Origin of the sequence: Thiomonas intermedia, from assembly GCF_002028405.1 — a bacterium.
Classification (GTDB): Bacteria; Pseudomonadota; Gammaproteobacteria; order Burkholderiales; family Burkholderiaceae_C; genus Thiomonas; species Thiomonas intermedia.
Genome location: NZ_CP020046.1, coordinates 156,826 through 173,964, shown reverse-complemented (window position 1 = coordinate 173,964; position 17,139 = coordinate 156,826). Strand labels below are relative to the sequence as shown.

Annotated in this window: 16 protein-coding genes; 11 read left to right on the top strand and 5 right to left on the bottom strand. The window is 64.4% G+C overall.

Annotated elements, in window-relative coordinates; all coding sequences use genetic code 11:
• Positions 1–27: 27 nt before the first annotated feature.
• Positions 28–963 (bottom strand): LysR family transcriptional regulator, encoded by a 936-nt coding sequence (locus tag BVH73_RS00800; RefSeq protein WP_079415240.1) that lies wholly within the window; start codon positions 961–963, stop codon positions 28–30.
• 124 nt (positions 964–1,087) lie between these two features.
• Here BVH73_RS00800 and BVH73_RS00795 point away from each other — a divergent pair, with 124 nt between their 5' ends.
• The 3 genes from BVH73_RS00795 to BVH73_RS00785 all read left to right on the top strand — a co-directional run bounded on the left by BVH73_RS00795 (position 1,088) and on the right by BVH73_RS00785 (position 5,639).
• Positions 1,088–2,473, top strand: a complete 1,386-nt coding sequence (locus BVH73_RS00795) for a ribulose-bisphosphate carboxylase (RefSeq protein ID WP_079415238.1) — start codon at positions 1,088–1,090, stop codon at positions 2,471–2,473.
• A 72-nt stretch (positions 2,474–2,545) separates the two neighbouring features.
• Positions 2,546–3,367, top strand: a complete 822-nt coding sequence (locus BVH73_RS00790; protein WP_425444126.1) for a CbbQ/NirQ/NorQ/GpvN family protein — start codon at positions 2,546–2,548, stop codon at positions 3,365–3,367.
• Between the two features lie 7 nt (positions 3,368–3,374).
• Positions 3,375–5,639 (top strand): nitric oxide reductase activation protein NorD, encoded by a 2,265-nt coding sequence (locus BVH73_RS00785; protein ID WP_245800373.1) that lies wholly within the window; start codon positions 3,375–3,377, stop codon positions 5,637–5,639.
• Between the two features lie 15 nt (positions 5,640–5,654).
• Here BVH73_RS00785 and BVH73_RS00780 read toward each other — a convergent pair whose 3' ends face one another.
• From BVH73_RS00780 to BVH73_RS00770, 3 genes are read right to left on the bottom strand one after another with little or no spacing between them, the layout of a single operon-like run.
• Positions 5,655–6,845, bottom strand: coding sequence for an acetate/propionate family kinase (locus tag BVH73_RS00780; RefSeq protein WP_079415234.1), 1,191 nt, complete (start codon positions 6,843–6,845; stop codon positions 5,655–5,657).
• Between the two features lie 21 nt (positions 6,846–6,866).
• Positions 6,867–8,324: a bifunctional enoyl-CoA hydratase/phosphate acetyltransferase gene (locus tag BVH73_RS00775; protein ID WP_079415232.1), complete on the bottom strand. Its 1,458-nt coding sequence runs from the start codon at positions 8,322–8,324 to the stop codon at positions 6,867–6,869.
• 20 nt (positions 8,325–8,344) lie between these two features.
• Positions 8,345–10,171: a PHA/PHB synthase family protein gene (locus tag BVH73_RS00770; RefSeq protein WP_079415230.1), complete on the bottom strand. Its 1,827-nt coding sequence runs from the start codon at positions 10,169–10,171 to the stop codon at positions 8,345–8,347.
• A gap of 157 nt (positions 10,172–10,328) precedes the next feature.
• Between BVH73_RS00770 and BVH73_RS00765 the strand changes: the two genes are divergently transcribed.
• From BVH73_RS00765 to BVH73_RS00750, 4 genes are all read left to right on the top strand, one after another.
• On the top strand, positions 10,329–11,654 hold the full coding sequence (locus BVH73_RS00765; RefSeq protein WP_079420201.1) for a UDP-glucose dehydrogenase family protein: 1,326 nt from the start codon (positions 10,329–10,331) through the stop codon (positions 11,652–11,654).
• A gap of 284 nt (positions 11,655–11,938) precedes the next feature.
• Entirely contained in the window at positions 11,939–12,943 is a 1,005-nt protein-coding gene (locus BVH73_RS00760) for a toll/interleukin-1 receptor domain-containing protein (protein ID WP_079415228.1), read from the top strand.
• Between the two features lie 81 nt (positions 12,944–13,024).
• Positions 13,025–13,474 carry a DUF6998 domain-containing protein gene (locus BVH73_RS00755; RefSeq protein ID WP_079415226.1) on the top strand — a complete coding sequence of 150 codons (450 nt, stop codon included), beginning with the start codon at positions 13,025–13,027 and terminating at the stop codon, positions 13,472–13,474.
• A gap of 87 nt (positions 13,475–13,561) precedes the next feature.
• Positions 13,562–14,098: a DUF1697 domain-containing protein gene (locus BVH73_RS00750; protein WP_079415224.1), complete on the top strand. Its 537-nt coding sequence runs from the start codon at positions 13,562–13,564 to the stop codon at positions 14,096–14,098.
• Positions 14,099–14,251: 153 nt separating this feature from the next.
• Here the strand turns inward: BVH73_RS00750 and BVH73_RS00745 are convergent, their stop codons facing one another.
• Positions 14,252–14,635 carry a YccF domain-containing protein gene (locus BVH73_RS00745; RefSeq protein ID WP_079415222.1) on the bottom strand — a complete coding sequence of 128 codons (384 nt, stop codon included), beginning with the start codon at positions 14,633–14,635 and terminating at the stop codon, positions 14,252–14,254.
• Between the two features lie 231 nt (positions 14,636–14,866).
• Here BVH73_RS00745 and fliO point away from each other — a divergent pair, with 231 nt between their 5' ends.
• Genes fliO through fliR form a run of 4 tightly spaced genes read left to right on the top strand, consistent with a single transcriptional unit; the run spans position 14,867 to position 17,126 of the window.
• Entirely contained in the window at positions 14,867–15,253 is a 387-nt protein-coding gene (gene fliO, locus BVH73_RS00740) for a flagellar biosynthetic protein FliO (RefSeq protein ID WP_079415220.1), read from the top strand.
• An 8-nt stretch (positions 15,254–15,261) separates the two neighbouring features.
• Positions 15,262–16,029: a flagellar type III secretion system pore protein FliP gene (fliP, locus tag BVH73_RS00735; protein ID WP_179947954.1), complete on the top strand. Its 768-nt coding sequence runs from the start codon at positions 15,262–15,264 to the stop codon at positions 16,027–16,029.
• Positions 16,030–16,042: 13 nt separating this feature from the next.
• Positions 16,043–16,318 (top strand): flagellar biosynthesis protein FliQ, encoded by a 276-nt coding sequence (gene fliQ, locus BVH73_RS00730; protein ID WP_079415218.1) that lies wholly within the window; start codon positions 16,043–16,045, stop codon positions 16,316–16,318.
• 16 nt (positions 16,319–16,334) lie between these two features.
• Positions 16,335–17,126, top strand: a complete 792-nt coding sequence (gene fliR / locus BVH73_RS00725; protein ID WP_079415216.1) for a flagellar biosynthetic protein FliR — start codon at positions 16,335–16,337, stop codon at positions 17,124–17,126.
• The last annotated feature ends 13 nt before the right edge of the window (positions 17,127–17,139 follow it).

The following is a 17,139-nucleotide window of genomic DNA, read 5'->3' as shown; positions in this document are numbered from 1 at the left end:
ATCTACTCGCCTGATGCGCCGTTGCGCTCAGGCTTGTTGCGACTTGGCAGTCTTACCCTGAAGCGTCAGGACCTGTGAGGCCTGCTCGACCACGAGTTCGGCAAAGGCTTGAGCGGCGGGGCTGAGGCGTTTGCCATCACGCTGGACCAGATACCACTGCCGCTTGAGCGGGAAGCCTTCGACATCGAGGACGCACAACTGGCCGGAGGCCAGTTCGGCCTGCACGGTGTGCAGCGACACCAGGCCCACTCCCAGACCGACCTCGACGGCCTGCTTGATGGCCTCGTTCTTGTTCATCTCCATGGCCGGCCTGAAGGGCAGATGCTGGTCGAGAACGAAGTTCTCCAGGGCCCGGCGGGTGCCGGAGGCGGGTTCGCGCACGACCAGGGGTTCTTCGATCAATCGGGAGAGTGAAATGCGCCGTTTCCGGGCCAGGGGATGATTGGCTGCGGCGATGATGACCAGCGGGTTCTCCATGAAGGGTTGCGCGCTCAGGTGATAGCCCTCCGGCGGAGCGCCCATCAGGGCGAGGTCGCTGATGTTCTCGGTCAGGTGCTTGAGCAGGGTTTCGCGGTTGATGACGTTGAGGCTGACGCGTACTTCCGGGTTCTGGCTGCGAAACAGGGCCATCAGCCTGGCGGCGAGCACGCTGGCTGTGCTCACGGCCGAGACGGTCAGAACGCCGCCCTTGAGCCCCTTGAGGCTGGCAAGAGACTGCTCAAGATTGGCCAGTTCCCGGAAGACGAAATGGGCGCTTCGCAGGGTTTCGTTGCCCGCTTCGGTGAGCCGGATCTTCTTGCCCGAGTGCTCGAACAGCGGCATGTCCAGCAGATGTTCCAGTTGTTTGATCTGCATGGACACGGCGGGCTGCGTGAGGTGGAGCGCCTCGCTGGCGCGCGAAAAACTGCCGCATCGCGCAACGGCCTGGAGGATTTCGAGCTGCCGCAAGGTGATTTTGATCATCACAAAATAATATGAAAAATCTAAAAAAGTCTTAGTTTATCTTATTGAAAATCGCTCCTATAGTGCCGCCCAGTTTGAATCGCATCGGGCCGCGTTGGCCCCCCACTGCACTCTGAGGAACGACATGGCACACGATCAATCCAGCCGCTACGCCAATCTGGATCTGAAGGAAGAAGATCTCATCGCTTGCGGCAAGCACATTCTTGTGGCCTACAAGATGAAGCCCAAGGCGGGCTACGACTACCTGGCCACCGCGGCGCACTTCGCGGCCGAGTCGTCCACGGGCACCAACGTCGAGGTGAGCACCACCGACGACTTCACCAAGGGCGTCGATGCGCTGGTGTATTACATCGACGAAGCCACCGAGGACATGCGCATCGCCTATCCGATCGAGCTGTTCGACCGTAACGTCATCGACGGCCGTTTCATGATCGTCTCTTTCCTCACCCTGGTGATCGGCAACAACCAGGGCATGGGCGATGTGGAATACGGCAAGATGATCGACTTCTACGTGCCCGAGCGTGCGATCCAGATGTTCGACGGCCCGGCCACCGACATCTCCAACCTGTGGCGCATCCTGGGCCGTCCGATCAAGGACGGCGGCTACATCGCCGGCACCATCATCAAGCCCAAGCTGGGTCTGCGCCCCGAGCCCTTCGCCCAGGCGGCGTATCAGTTCTGGCTGGGTGGCGACTTCATCAAGAACGACGAACCCCAGGGCAACCAGGTGTTCGCCCCGGTGAAGAAGGTGATTCCGCTCGTCTACGACGCCATGAAGCGCGCGCAGGACGAGACCGGCGAGGCCAAGCTGTTCTCCATGAACATCACCGCGGACGACTATCACGAGATGTGCGCCCGCGCCGACTTCGCGCTCGAAGTCTTCGGCCCCGACGCCGACAAGCTGGCCTTCCTGGTCGACGGCTACGTGGGCGGCCCGGGCATGGTCACCACCGCCCGCCGTCAGTATCCGAATCAGTATCTGCACTATCACCGTGCCGGTCACGGCGCGATCACCTCGCCCAGCGCCAAGCGCGGCTACTCCGCCTTCGTGCTGGCCAAGATGAGCCGTCTGCAGGGCGCTTCGGGCATCCACGTCGGCACCATGGGCTACGGCAAGATGGAAGGCGAGGGCGACGACCGCAACATCGCCTACATGATCGAGCGCGACGAGTGCCAGGGCCCGGTGTACTTCCAGAAGTGGTACGGCATGAAGCCCACCACGCCCATCATCTCGGGCGGCATGAACGCGCTGCGCCTGCCCGGCTTCTTCGAGAACCTGGGTCACGGCAACGTGATCAATACCGCGGGCGGCGGCTCCTATGGCCACATCGACTCGCCGGCCGCGGGCGCCAAGTCGCTGCGCCAGGCCTATGAGTGCTGGAAGGCGGGCGCCGACCCGATCGAGTACGCCAAGGAGCACAAGGAGTTCGCACGCGCGTTCGAGTCCTTCCCGGGCGATGCCGACAAGCTCTTCCCGGGCTGGCGCGAGAAGCTGGGCGTCCACAAGTAATCCCGCGGCCTGATCCGCGCCCCCGGCAAGCCGGGGGCTTCTTTTTTGATGGGGTGTGCAGCCCCGATCGACATGAAGGCAGACGTCATGACCCGCCAGGCCGACCCATACCGGATCAAGAGCGAGCCCTACTACCAGGCGCAGGGCCGCGAAGTCGCACTGTTCGAGGCGGCCTACCGCAACCGCCTGCCGGTGATGGTCAAGGGCCCGACGGGTTGCGGCAAGTCGCGCTTTGTCGAATACATGGCCTGGAAGCTCGACAAGCCGCTGATCACCGTGGCCTGCAACGAAGACATGACCGCCAGCGACCTCGTCGGGCGCTACCTGCTGGAAGGCGGCGGCACGCGCTGGCTCGACGGCCCGCTCACCACGGCCGCGCGCATCGGCGCCATCTGCTATCTGGACGAGATCGTCGAGGCCCGGCAGGACACCACCGTGGTCATCCATCCGCTGAGCGACCATCGCCGCGTGCTGCCACTGGACAAGAAGGGCGAGCTGATCGAGGCACACCCCGATTTTCAGCTGGTGATCTCGTACAACCCCGGCTACCAGTCGCTGATGAAGGACTTGAAGCAGTCCACCAAGCAGCGTTTCACCGCCTTCGACTTCGATTACCCCGAGGCGGCGCTCGAAACCACCATTCTTTCCCGGGAGGCCGGGCTCGCCCCCGAGATCGCGGCCAAGCTGGTGCAGCTCGGCCAGGCGGCACGCAATCTCAAGGGTCACGGCCTGGACGAAGGCATCTCCACAAGGCTGATGGTGTACGCCGCCAAGCTGATCCAGGACGGCGTCGATCCGGCCGACGCCTGTCGCATGGCCCTGGTGCGCCCCATCACCGACGACGCCGACATTCGCGGCACCCTCGATCACGCCATCGACGCGATCTTCGCCTGAGACGGCAGTGAGCAGCCCGACGTCGGCCCTGGACGACACGATGCACGCCCACCGGGCGCGGCTCGACACCCGGTTCCCCCAGGTGGCCGAGGTGTTCGACGCCTGCATGGCCGACGCGCTCGCCGCGCTGACGCCGGAAGGCGTCGAGGCCTATCTCGAGGCGGCACGTTCGCTCGGCAAACTGGGGCGAGGCGCCGAGCCGCTGCTGGCCTTCCTGGAAGCCTGGCCCTCCACCGCCCGCAGCGTGGGCGAGGGCCTCCTGCCGCAGGTCATGGACTTCGTGCGCCGACTGCAGAAATCGCCCAACGGCAAGGCCATCGCCCCGTTCCTGCAAACGCTGGCCCCGGTGGCGCAACGCCTGCACGCGGGCGAGCAACTGCAGCACTACCTCGCAATCGCCTCCGGGCTGATGGAGCGCACCACCAGCTCCATCCACGGTTTTCATACGACCTATCCCAGCCCAGGTCTGCCGGACTTTTTCGCCCAGGCGCCGATCCTTCTGGCGCAGCTCGACGTCGGCGGACTGCGCAAATGGGTCGACTACGGCGTGCGCAACTACGCGACGCATCCCGAGCGGCAGAAGGACTACTTCAGCCTGCAGTCGGCAGACGCCCGAGCGGTGCTGCAGCGCGAACGGCACGGCACCCTGCTGGTGGACGTGGAACGCCAGCTCGACCTCGATCTGCGCGGCCTGTGGCGCGACGGCGATCTGCTGATCCCGTACTCCATGGGCTTCGACGAGCTGCGCAAACCCGTGCCGTATTTCGATGCGCTCGGCATCCGCCTGCCCGACGTGCAGGACGACGCACGCGGCGTGTCTGGGCTCGACCGCTACCGCGCCACGCTCGCCCACATGGTGGGCCATCGCCGCTGGTCGACGCCGCAGATCGCCGACAACTGGAGCCCCTTTCAGCGCATGGCGGTGGAGTTCTTCGAGGACGGCCGGGTCGAAACCCTGCTCATCCGCGAATTCCCCGGTTTGCGGCGATTGTTTCTTGCGCTGCACCCCAAGCCGGCGGAGGGCGCGTGCGACCCCGAAACCTGCTCCTGCCTGCGCCACCGCCTCGCCATGCTGTCGCGGGCCCTGCTCGACCCGCAGCACGGCTATCACGACGATGACCTCAGCGATTACGTCGCCCGCTTTCACGCGGCGATGGCGCACGGCTTGTCTTCGACCGAGGACATGGCGGCTCTGGCGCTGGCCTACGTGGCCCAAACGCGGCGCCCCAGCGACCAGTTCGCGAAGGTGTATTTCGATGACACGGTGATCGACTACCGCGACGACAACCGTCACCTGTGGCGCTTCATCGAAGAGGGCGACGAGGAGGAGAGCTTCGACCAGGAACGGCGCAGCGACGCGCAGGCCGAGCCCCAGCGACTGCCGCCGCGCCACTATCCCGAGTGGGACCACGCCAGCCACACCTACCGGCCGGACTGGGTGAGCGTGTACGAGGCGCTGCATCCGTCGGGCGAAGCGGCCGTGGTCGACCGCCTGCTGCAAAAACACGCTCCGCTCGCCAAGCGCCTGAAGCGGCTGCTCGACCTGCTCAAGCCGCAGGACAAGGTGCGCATCCGCTATCAGGAGGAGGGCAGCGAGCTCGATCTCGACGTGGCCATCCGCTCGCTGATCGACTTCAAGGCCGGCTCCGCGCCCGACCCGCGCATCAACATGAGCCACCGCACCGACGGGCGCGACATCGCCGTCACCCTGCTGCTCGACCTGTCGGCGTCGCTCAACGACAAGGCGGCGGGCGGCGGGCAGACCATCCTCGAACTCTCGCAGGAGGCCGTGTCGCTGCTGGCCTGGGCCATCGACCGGCTGGGTGATCCGCTGGCCATCGCCGGCTTTCAGTCCAACACCCGCCACGAGGTGCGCTATCTGCACGTCAAGGGCTTTGGCGAGCCGTGGGGCGATGCGGTGAAGGCGCGGCTGGCCGCGATGCAGGCCGGCTATTCCACCCGCATGGGCGCGGCGATGCGCCATGCCGCGCACTATCTGGGCGCGCGGCGGAGCGACAAGAAACTGCTGCTCATCCTCACCGATGGCGAACCGGCCGACGTGGACGTGCAGGACGAGCGCCACCTCATCGAGGACGCCCGCCAGGCGGTGAAGGAGCTCGACCGCGACGGCATCTTCACCTATTGCATCAGCCTGGACCCGCGCGCCGATGCCTATGTCTCCGACATTTTCGGCCGCCGCTACACGGTCATCGACAACATCCAGCGCCTGCCCGAGCGGCTGCCCGAGGTGTTCATGGCGCTGACGAAGTAGCCCGAGCGCCCGGCCTCAGCCCAGCAGGCGCGCGGCCTGCAGGGCCATCACGCCTTCCTCGTCGGTCGGCAGGGCGTAGGCCGGAACGCGGCTGTCGCCGTGGGTGATGCAGGCCTGGCCCGCGGCATTGGCCAGAGGGTCGAGCGAGACGCCAAGCCAGGCCAGCGCGTCGCACACCGCCTGCCGCACCCTGGCGCTGTGGGTGCCGATACCGCCGGTAAACACCAGGGCATCCAGACCGCGCAGGTCGGCGGCGAGCGCGCCGATGTGATGCACCACGCTGGCGACGAACAGGGCGATGGCCTCGTCAGCCTGCGCGGCCGGGCTGGCCTCCAGGGTGCGCAGATCGCCGCTCAGCCCGGAAACGCCCTTGAGGCCGCTGTCGTGATAAAGCATGGCGGTGACCTGCCGCGCATCGAGGCCGTCTTCGGTGATCCAGTGCAGCACCAGGCCCGGGTCGATGGCGCCGCTGCGGGTGGACATCATCAGGCCGTCCAGCGCGGTGAAGCCCATGGTGGTGGACACGCTGCGCAGGCCGCGCAGCCCGCACAGGCTGGCGCCGCCGCCGAGATGCGCGACGACCACGGCGCCTTGCGCCCGCGCGCCGAGCAGAGGGGGCAGCCTGTGGGTGATGGCGTCGTAAGACAGGCCATGGAAGCCGTAGCGCTTGTAGCCGCGGTCATGCCAGTGGCGGGGGATGGCGTAGCGGCGGGACGGCTCGGTTTGCGTCGCGTGGAAGGCCGTGTCGAAGCAGGCGATCTGCGGCACGGCGGGCAGCCTGCCGGTGGCCGCATCCACGCCGGCAAGGCCGGGCCCCTGATGCAGGGGCGCAAGGCTGCGCAGGGCGTCGAGGGCGGCGCGCACCGCCGGGGTGAGGCGCTGTGCCGAGGTGAAGGCCGAGCCGCCATGCACGATCCGGTGGGCCACCGCGGCGACCGGGCCAAAGCCGCCGGGAAGGATGAGCGTATCGAGCAGCGAGTCGATCTCGGCGGCCAGATCGCCCCGCGGGTCGGGCGAGGCGCTGCGGTGAAGGCCGCCGCGCGCGTAGGTCCAGCGCAGCGTGGCCTGGTCATCGTGGCTGTCGATCTCGCCTCGCAGAAGGGCGTTGGGCAGGGTCGGCCCACGGCAGTCACGCTGATCGAACAGCGCAAACTTCAGGCTGGCGGAGCCCGCATTGAGGCAGAGCAGGGTGGGCGTAGTGGACATGGCCGATGGGCTCACACCTGCTCAGGGCTGGGCGCCGGTGGGCGACGGCTCTGCCGCGACGGTGATGTCCGGGGCCATGGCGGTGCGCCGGGCCTGCCGTTGCAGGACGGCCAGCGCGCAGGAGGCCAGGCGGGCTTCCACGCCGTCGGCCCGGCTGGTGAGGATGATGGGCACGCGGGTGCCGATCACCAGCCCGGCAAGGGTGGCGCCGCCGAGGTATTCGAGCTGCTTGGCCAGCATATTGCCCGACTCCAGGTCGGGCGTGAGCAGGATGTCGGCCTGCCCGGCCACGGGCGAGTGGATGCCCTTGGCCTTCGCGGCGGCCAGGGAGATGGCGTTGTCGAAGGCCAGCGGCCCGTCGAGGATGGCGCCGGTGATCTGCCCGCGGTCGGCCATCTTGCACAGCGCGGCGGCGTGCAGCGTGGCGGGCATGCTGGCGTTGACCGTCTCCACGGCGGCGAGCACGGCCATGCGCGGCGTGGCGATGCCCAGGTCTTGCGCCAGATCGATGGCGTTCTGCGCGATGTCGCGCTTGGTGTCGAGATCGGGGTCGATATTGATGGCGGCGTCGGTGATGAACAGCAGACGGTCGGCGGCGGGGGCGTCGATGACGAAGACATGGCTGGCGCGGCGGCCGGTGCGCAGGCCGTTCTGCGCGTCGAAGGCGGCGTGCATCAGCTCGTCGGTGTGCAGCGCGCCCTTCATCAGGGCGCCGACCTGGCCGCTGCGGGCGAGTTGCACCGCGAGCGCGGCGGCGGCATGACTGTGCTCGGTGGGAAATAGGGGCCAGGCCGAGAGATCGATGTTGGCGGCTTCTGCTGCGGCGCGAATGCGCGCCTCTGGTCCGACCCAGACGGGCTCGATCAGCCCGGCGCGTGCCGCATCGACCGCGCCCTGGATGGAGACCGCGTCCACCGGGTGAACCACGGCCACGCGCATGGGATGCTGGCCGACACACCCGGCGCGGGCCCGGTCGACCAGGGCCAGCAGGCGCTGGCCGGGATCGATGAGGTGCAGTTGCGGCAGACGGGTGCGCGGCCGCTGGATCTTCTGCGTGGGCGCCTGCACCAGGGCCTGACCGACCGCGACCTTCTCGCCGCGCTGATTCACGACCAGACAGTCGAACCGGATCTGATGGGTCGGGGCGAATTTCTCGCGCGCGGTCACCGAGGCCGTAACCGTGTCGCCGAGCCTCACCGGCTGCAGGAACGACAGCGACTGCTCGACATAGACCGTGCCCGGTCCGGGCAGATCGGTGCCGAGCAGATTCGACAGCAGCGCGCCGCTCCACATGCCATGCGCCACGACCTGGCGCTGCGGCGTGCCGCGGGCGTACTCATCGTCGATGTGCGTGGGATTGGCATCCCCGGACAGGACGGCGAAGGTGTCGATGTCGGCGCGGGTGAGGGTGCGCTGCAGCGAGGCAGTCTCGCCAGGAACGATGTCGTCGAAAGTGCGATTGCAGAGCGCGTCGGTCATGGGGGGCTCGGTGAAAGGATTCAGCGTTGCAGAACATACTCGCCAGGCGCGGGGCCCAGGGCAGGGTCGTCCACGCTGCCCGGAGCGCGGGCAGCCAGCCGTTGCCCGCTGCCCTTGGCGATCAGCCATTGCGACCAGCGCGGCCACCACGAACCGTCTTCGGCCTGCGCGGCCTGCGCCCAGTGCGCCGGGTCGGTGTAGGGCCGCCCGCCCGGATGCACGGCCCAGCGGTAATGCCGGTGCGGGTGGCCGGGTTCGCTCACGATGCCCGCGTTGTGGCCGCCGCTCGTGAGCACGAAGGTGACTTCCGAGTCGGCCAGCAGGTGAATCTTGTAGACCGAGGGCCATGGCGCGACAGGGTCGGTCTCGGTGCCGACGACGAACCAGGGGGCCGTCACGTTCTCCACGGCGACCGGGTGGCCGTCCACGGGGTAATGCCCTTCGGCCAGGGCATTGCGCAGATAGAGCTTGCGCAGATAGTCGCTGTGCATGCGGTAGGGCAAGCGGGTGGCGTCGGCATTCCAGGCCATGAGGTCGTTCATCGGCGCGCGCTCGCCCAGCAGGTAGTCTCGCATCATGCGAGACCAGATCAGGTCGGACGAGCGCAGCATCTGAAAGGTGCCCGCCATCTGCGTGGTGTCGAGATAGCCCTGCGACCCCATGAGGTCTTCGAGAAAGCTGATCTGGCTCTCGTCGGTGAACAGCGTGAGCTCGCCGGCCTCGGTGAAATCGGTCTGCGCGGCAAACAGGCTGATGCTGGCCAGCGTCTCGTCGCCGCGGCGGGCGAGCGCCGCCGCGGCGATGGCCAGCAGCGTGCCGCCCAGGCAATACCCTGCGGCGTGCACCCGCTGGCCCGGCACGATGGCCCGCACCGCATCGAGCGCGGCGAGGGGGCCGAGGCGCAGGTAGTCGTCCATGCCCAGATCGCGATCTTCGGGGCCGGGGTTTTTCCACGACAGCATGAACACCGTGTGGCCCTGATCGACCAGATACTTCACCAGCGAGTTGCTGGGCGAGAGGTCGAGGATGTAGTACTTCATGATCCAGGCCGGCACGATGAGCACGGGCTCGGCCTGCACTTTGCGCGTCGTCGGGGCGTACTGGATCAGTTCGATCAGGGCGTTGCGCAGCACCACCTTGCCTGGGGTTGCGGCCACGTCATGGCCGGGGCGGAACTGTTCGACCCCAGCCGGAGGGCGCTTGTCGATGGCGCGCTGCACGTCGTCCTGCCAGTTGCGCAGGCCCTGGGCGAGATTGGCGCCGCCGCTGGTCAGGGTGCGTGCCAGGACTTCGGGGTTGGTGCCCAGAAAGTTGCCGGGCGACAGCATGTCCATCCATTGCCGGGCGATGAAGGCCACGACCTGCTCGTGATGGGGCGACACCCCGCGCACGCCGTGCGTGGCGGCATCGAGCCATTGCTGGCGCAGCAGAAAATGCTGCGCCAGCAGGTTGTAGGGAAACTGTCGCCATTCGGGCGAGGCGAAGCGCCGGTCGTTCGTCGGCGGCGTGACGCCATCGGCGCAGGGCGCATCGTCTGCGCGCAGCAAAGAGGCGCCGACGTCGGCTGCATCGCGCAGCCACTGGCGCTGCAGTTGCAGGGCCAGCGCGGCGAGACCGGCCTGCTTTCCAGGAGACGCAGCCAGATGGGCGCCCCAGTCCGCCAGGGCCAGGCCCATGGCCGTGGGAGACAGGCCCAGGCTGAACCTGGCCGCAAGCGCGTGCAGGCCACGGTCGATCAGATCGTAGGGCGCCAGACTGCTGTCGGGCGGCGGCTGCAAAGTGTCGCGGGCTGCGGCTGGCTGCGAACGCGGGTTCGTGCCGTGCCGTGGGCTGGGAGCCGGACTCATCGGACATCTCCTCGATAGATCAGTCTATTTGAATGTGGCGTCGCAGCAAACCCGTTGACATGCGTCAACCCAGGGATGCTGCGGGCACCCGTCACAGAGCCGACAGCGAGCATCCGGCAAAATAGCAGTCCATCATGACATCCAGAGAAAATTGATCATGCGCGTCACAGTCATTGGAGCGGGATATGTCGGTCTGGTGACCGCAGCGTGTTTTGCCGACGTGGGCAATCAGGTCACCTGCATCGAGCGCGATGCAGGCCGCCTGTCCGCGCTGCGCGACCGGGCCGAGGTGCCTTTCTACGAACCGGGCCTGAGCGATCTGGTGCGGCGCAACATCGAGCAGGGCCGCCTCACCCTGAGCCCGAGCATCGCCGAAGGCCTGCCGGGTTCGCAGGTGTGCTTCATCGCCGTGGGCACCCCCTCGCTGCCCAACGGCCAGGCCGATCTGTCGCAGGTGGAGGGCGCGGCCACCGAAATCGGGCGCGCCATGACCGGACCGCTGGTCGTGGTGCAGAAATCCACCGCGCCCGTGGGCACCATCCCCAAGGTGCGCGCCCTGGCCGAATCGGGCCTGGCCGCACGCGGCGTCAACCATCGCCTGGGCGTGGTGAGCAACCCGGAATTCTTGAAGGAGGGCTCGGCCATCGAAGACTTCACGCGCGGCGACCGCATCGTGCTCGGCAGCGACGACCCGCAGGCCATCGCCACCATGCGCGAGCTGTACCGTCCGTTCAACCGCAATCACGAAAAAATCATGGTGATGGACGCCGCCAGCGCCGAGCTCACCAAGTACGCCGCCAACGCCATGCTGGCCACGCGCATCTCGTTCATGAACGAACTGGCGCGCATTGCCGAGGCAGTGGGGGCCGATATCGAGCAGATCCGCAAGGGCATCGGCGTCGATCACCGCATCGGCAGCCATTTTCTGTATGCCGGTGCGGGCTACGGCGGCTCGTGCTTTCCCAAGGACGTGAAGGCCCTGGCGCACACCGCGCGCGAGCATGGCATCGACGCGGCGCTGGTGGAGGCGGTGGAGGTTGTCAACCAACGGCAGAAGCAGCGCCTGTTCGAGAAAATCAGCGACCACTATCAGGGCGCGCTCGCCGGCAAGACCTTCGCCCTGTGGGGGCTCGCGTTCAAACCCAATACCGACGACATGCGCGATGCGCCCAGCCTCGACCTCATCACCGCCCTGCTGCAGGCCGGTGCGAAAGTGCGCGCCTGGGACCCGGTGGCCGTGGAGATGGCGCGGCGTCTGCTGCCCGAGCATCCCGCGCTGACCTTCGCCGCCGATGCCCGCGCCACGCTGGAAGGTGCTGACGCCCTGGCCGTCATCACCGAGTGGCACGCCTTCCGCTCACCCGATTTCGCCGCGCTGTCGTCCACGCTGCGCGACCGCGTGGTGTTCGACGGCCGCAACATCTGGGACCCGGAATTCGTGCGCAGCACTGGCTTACGCTATTACGGCATTGGTCGCGGCTGAATTTTGGGCATTGGGAGTGAGGCGCGTGTTGAAATCAGGCAAGCTTGAGCGGCCCGACTCGCCCCCTGTGGTCTCTGACCTCCCCAGAGCCCCAGCCCTGTGGCGTGACCAGCAGGGTTGCCGAGTTTCTCGGCTTTTTATCCTTGTCTCAAAACCAAGAAGAGGCAAGTAAGCCCATGATTCATTTTGCTTTTCGGGCGAGTGATGCGACCAGAATATCCCACACCGCCCAGCTTATCCAGCATGATGGGTCGGATACATTACGTTATACCTAAGGAGCCACAATGGCCGAAGACCAACTAGACCAGGTAGCGAAGTCAGCAAACCCGCTTGTCTTCATCAGTCACGACACCAGAGACGCAGAGTTTGCTGAGGCATTCAGCAATCTATTGAAAAGCGTAAGCGCTGGCGTATTAAAGTCCTTCAGAACCTCGGATCGCCGAGGAAATCAAGGCATCGAATACGGTGTCGAATGGTATCCAGAAATCATTAAGAACATTCAGGGCGCATCTGATGTCGTATGCCTATTGACGAAGCGAAGCGTTGATAGGCCCTGGATACTGTTTGAAGCAGGAATGGCGAAGGGAAAATTAGACACTCCAATTCTGGGCGTTGCGCTAGGCATAGAGCTGAAGGAAGCGTCGTCCGGGCCCTTCGCCCAGTTCCAGAACTGCGGAGACGATGAAGACTCCCTGACAAAGCTCGTTTTTCAGCTTGTAAATCGAATACCAAATTCAGAACCTGATAAAGACACGATTAAATTCCAGGTGGGTAAATTCCGCCAATCAATTTCAGAAATATTGAAGAAATTGGACGGAACGCCAGCCGAGGGTGGTAAGAAGTCTTCGGCGAATGTTAAGGAAATCGAAAACTCTTCGGCCAAGCTGTTCGAGGAAATAAAGATAATGTTTCAGGATTTGCCCTCCAGAATTGAACGGGCTTCCCCACTGGAAGGACGGAGAAGGAAGCGCAGGTTTCATCCTGGCATGTTTGAAGAGATGATTCACTTTTCGAAAGACCCAAAAATCGGCGTAAAGATGGCTCTCAGCCTGTATCGAGAAAAAATGCCGTGGATTTACGACGAGGGAGTTCAGTTGCTTAGCAAGCTAGAGACTTCGAAGACGCCGGCCACCACCAAGCGCCTGCTCCATGACTTCGAAGAATTGTTGATGCGCAGTACTCGAAATCCATTTGTCGAAGAATTCCTTATCGATGACAAAGAAGAGTTTGTACTCTTTATGGAGTTACCTAGGATCATCCTTCGCAATCTTGAACACTTCGTTCTGTGATTGGTATAACTCATCATTCCACCGGCCTGCGCAAAAAGCCGCGCAGGCCGGTGAATTCAGACGTTATACCTGCTGGGACACATGATTACGTCAGAGCAAATTAGGCTTCTCTACGACAAGTATCTTGAGTTAATCAAACTTGAGGTCGATATATTTGGCGTAAGGCCAACTGAAGTTCGCCATCTGATAGGCAGGCTCGGTGAGTTCTACTGTGCATTAGAAGTAGGCGGCACGCTTGCACACACACCCAACCAGCATGGTTTTGATGTGGTCTGCAAAAATGGCAGAAGAATTAGCGTCAAAACTACGGCGCAGAAAACAGGCTTCGTCCCCATCTCATCAAAAACCGTTCATGTCGTTGACGATTTGATGATTATTCAGTACCTGGACGGAGAGCTTTCAACCGTTTACTACGGCGGTGTCAAAGCGGCCATTGAGGCCGCTCGCTTCTATGAGCAGGTTGGCAACTTTGAACTTGATATTGCAAAGGCAAGAAAACTTGCGCTCACCGAAAATGCATCGCAGGCATAACCCGTCAGTCGAGAGGGATAGCCCAAAGCGGGATGCCCCTCACTTTTACATTGAGCGTCTCATGACATGTGCTCCGGTCCGGCCTGAATGAATATATACTTCGCCTTTTTCCGGGGCATCAATGTCGGTGGCAACAATCCGCTTCCGATGAAGACGCTTGTTGCAGCCCTTGATAGCATCGGGGCGCGGAAGGTGCGGACATATATCCAGAGTGGCAACGCCGTGTTTGAAAGTGCCGAAATGAATTTGGCCCATCTTTCCAGGCAACTTTCCGCTGAGATCAACAAGCGTTGCAGCTTCGAGCCGCATGTTCACATCCTCACTCTCGAAGCACTTTCCAAAGCCATCGTGGAGAATCCATTTCCGGATGCCGTGACCGACCCGAGTAGCTTGCACCTCGGCTTTCTCTCTTCGTCACCAAAGAGTCCCAATCTTGAGAAGCTTGCCACCCTGAAAAAGGTTAGCGAGCGCTTTCTTTTGGTCGAGGGCGTGTTTTACCTCCACGCGCCGGAGGGAGTGGGTCGGTCAAAGCTCGCTGCAAACGCCGAGAGACTCCTGGGTGTTCCCATGACCGATCGCAATTGGAAAACGGTTTGCAAAGTCATGGAAATGGCGGGGTCGTAATGGTGGCGCCTTACCAATCAATCGAGCGGCCTCGCGCATAAAGCCGCGCGAGGCCGCTCATTTCAGACGCCATGCATCTCAAGCAGCCGATTTCTTCGGCTGACCATATCTTTTAATCGGCATCCAGCGATTTGTAGCCCTGGCCCGATGCTGTCAGGAGATTGGCACGATCTCCTTGCCGTAGGGGAAGAAGGCCAGCCCGGCCAGCTTGATGTGCTGCAGGGCGAACGGGATGCCGATGATGGTGATGGCGCACAGCACCGCTGACACCAGATGTCCCAGGGCCAGCCACCAGCCGAACAGGATGGCCCAGATCAGATTGCCCAGGGCGCTGATGCCGCCACCCAGCGTTCCCGCCGGTTTGTCGGCCACCTTGCGCCCGAAGGGCCAGAAGCTGAAGGTGCCGATGCGAAACGCGGCGATGGCCCAGGGCAGGCCGATGATGGTGATGGCGCAGACGAGCGCCGTGAACCACCAGGCCAGGCCCATGACAAAGCCGCCGAGCACGAACCACAGGATGTTGCCGATCAGTCGCATGTTTCAATCCGCGCCCGGCAGCACCAGGCGAAATGACCCGAACACAAAAATCAAACCCTCTTGTGGCTGCATTGTGCGTGAACCCAGTGACCGGCTGGCCCACGGTTTGCAATGACAGGGGCAGAAGTCCTGCCGGATGACGGGTCGAGAGGCAGCAAACAGGGGTTTTTCCCGTGATTGCGTCAATCGCCCGACGGCAGGGGAGCCCAACGTCAGGAAACCGTCGCCATCATGTCGCCCTCAGCCTTGCCCGATCCTTTGAGCTGGACCGAATTGCTGCGTGTCTTCGGCGGTCTGGTGGCGGTCATTGCGGTGTTCGTCGCCGCGCTGTGGCTGCTCAAGCGCCTGCAGCCCGGCATGCGCACGCCGAATGGGCCGATGCGGGTGCTGTCCACCCTCAGTCTGGCCCCGCGCGAGCGTCTGCTGCTGGTGCAGGTCGGGGAACAGCAATTGCTGCTGGGTTCGAGCGCCCAGGGGTTGAACTGCCTGCATGTGCTGAGCACCCCCATCGCCCTGGATCCGCCGCAGACGGGGCAGGGCTTAAGCGCGGCGCTGCCCGCGACCTTCCCTGAATGGTTGCGGCGCGCTGCCGAGCAGCGCGGAAAGGCCAAGCCATGAAGGCCCGCATGAGCCGAGCGGACTTGCGGTCTGTGGCGCGCTGGCTGCCGCGCGGTCTCGCGGGCGCATGGCTGCTCGTGCCGCTGTGGGCGAGCGCGCAGGTGTTGCCCGCTTTTACCTCCACGCCCGCAGCGGGTGGTGGCACCGAATACAGCTTGAGCGTGCAGACCCTGCTGTTCATGACGGCGCTGGTGTTCCTGCCGGCCATGCTGCTGATGATGACGGCGTTCACCCGCATCGTCATCGTGCTGTCGCTGCTCAAGCAGGCGCTGGGCACGACCACGGTGCCGCCCAGCCAGGTCATCGTCGGGCTGTCGCTGTTTCTCACCTTCTTCGTCATGAGCCCGGTGCTCAATCAGGTCAATGACGTGGCGGTCAAGCCGCTGATGGACAACCAGATCTCCATGCAGCAGGCGCTGCAGAGCGGCGCCGCGCCGCTGCGCACTTTCATGCTGGGGCAGACGCGGCAGGAAGACCTGGCGCTGTTCGTCAAGCTCTCGGGCCACAAGGCGCTGGACAAGCCGGAAGACACGCCCATGACGCTGCTGATCCCGGCCTTCGTGACCTCGGAGCTGAAGACGGCCTTCCAGATCGGCTTCGTCATCTTTATTCCCTTTTTGATCATCGACATGGTGGTGGCGGCGGTGCTGATGTCGATGGGGATGATGATGCTGTCGCCCGTCACCGTGTCGTTTCCGCTCAAGCTCATGCTGTTCGTGCTGGTGGGCGGGTGGGAGTTGGTGATCGGCTCCCTGGTGCAGAGTTTCAGCCATTGACCGCGAGGCCGCGATGACCCCCGAATCCATTACCACCCTCGCCCAGCAGGCCCTGTGGGTGACCTTTCTCGTGGCGCTTCCCCTGCTGGGCGTGGCGCTGGTCGTGGGCCTGGTGGTGAGCCTGATCCAGGCGGCGACCCAGCTCAACGAAATGACCCTGAGCTTCGTGCCCAAGGTGCTGGCCATGGGGCTGGCCGGGGTGTTTGCCGGGCCGTGGATGCTGCATGTGATGATGGATTTCACCATCCGTCTGTTCGAGAGCATTCCGCATCTCATCAGCGGCGGTTGACGCTGCCGCATCTGCCATGATCCATTTCACCAGCACCCAGGTCGAGCTGTGGATCGGCGCGTTCTTCTGGCCGTTCGTGCGGGTGCTGGCCATGCTGTCGGCCGCGCCGGTGTTCGGCATGGGCAATATGCCCACGTTGCTGCGCATCGGGCTGGCGGTGCTGATGGCCGTGGCCATCGCGCCGGCGCTTCCGGCCATGCCTCCGGTGCAGTTCGGCACGGCCACGGCGTGGATGCTCCTGCTGCAGCAGATGCTGGTGGGCGGAGCCATCGGGCTGTCGATGACCCTGATCCTCACCGCGGTGCAGTTCGCCGGCGGCGTGATCGGCCTGCAGATGGGCATGGGCTTTGCCACCCTGTTCGATCCGGTTCAGGGCGTGCAGGTCACCAGTCTGATGAGCTTCCTCAACATGATCACCTTGCTGCTGTTCCTCGCGGTCAACGGGCACCTGGTGTTGCTGGCGGTCATCGCCCGCAGTTTCACGCTGCTGCCGGTCGCGCCCAATCTCGGGCTGACGGCGCAGACCTGGTACGCCCTGGCGCAGGGCGGCGGGGCGATTTTCAGCCTGGGGCTGGCCCTGGCGGCGCCGGTCGTCGGGGTGTTGCTCATCGCCAACCTGGGGCTGGGTGTATTGACCAAGCTGGCGCCGCAGCTCAATCTGTTTGCCGTGGGTTTTCCGATGTTCTTCATCATGGGCTTTCTGGCGCTGTATCTGGTCATGCCGGTGATGCAGAACGTGGTGCAGCATCTGGTGGACGTGGGCCTGAGCCTGTCGAGCCAGGTGCTGCAGCAGGGCGGCGCGCGGTAGGAGCACCGAACAT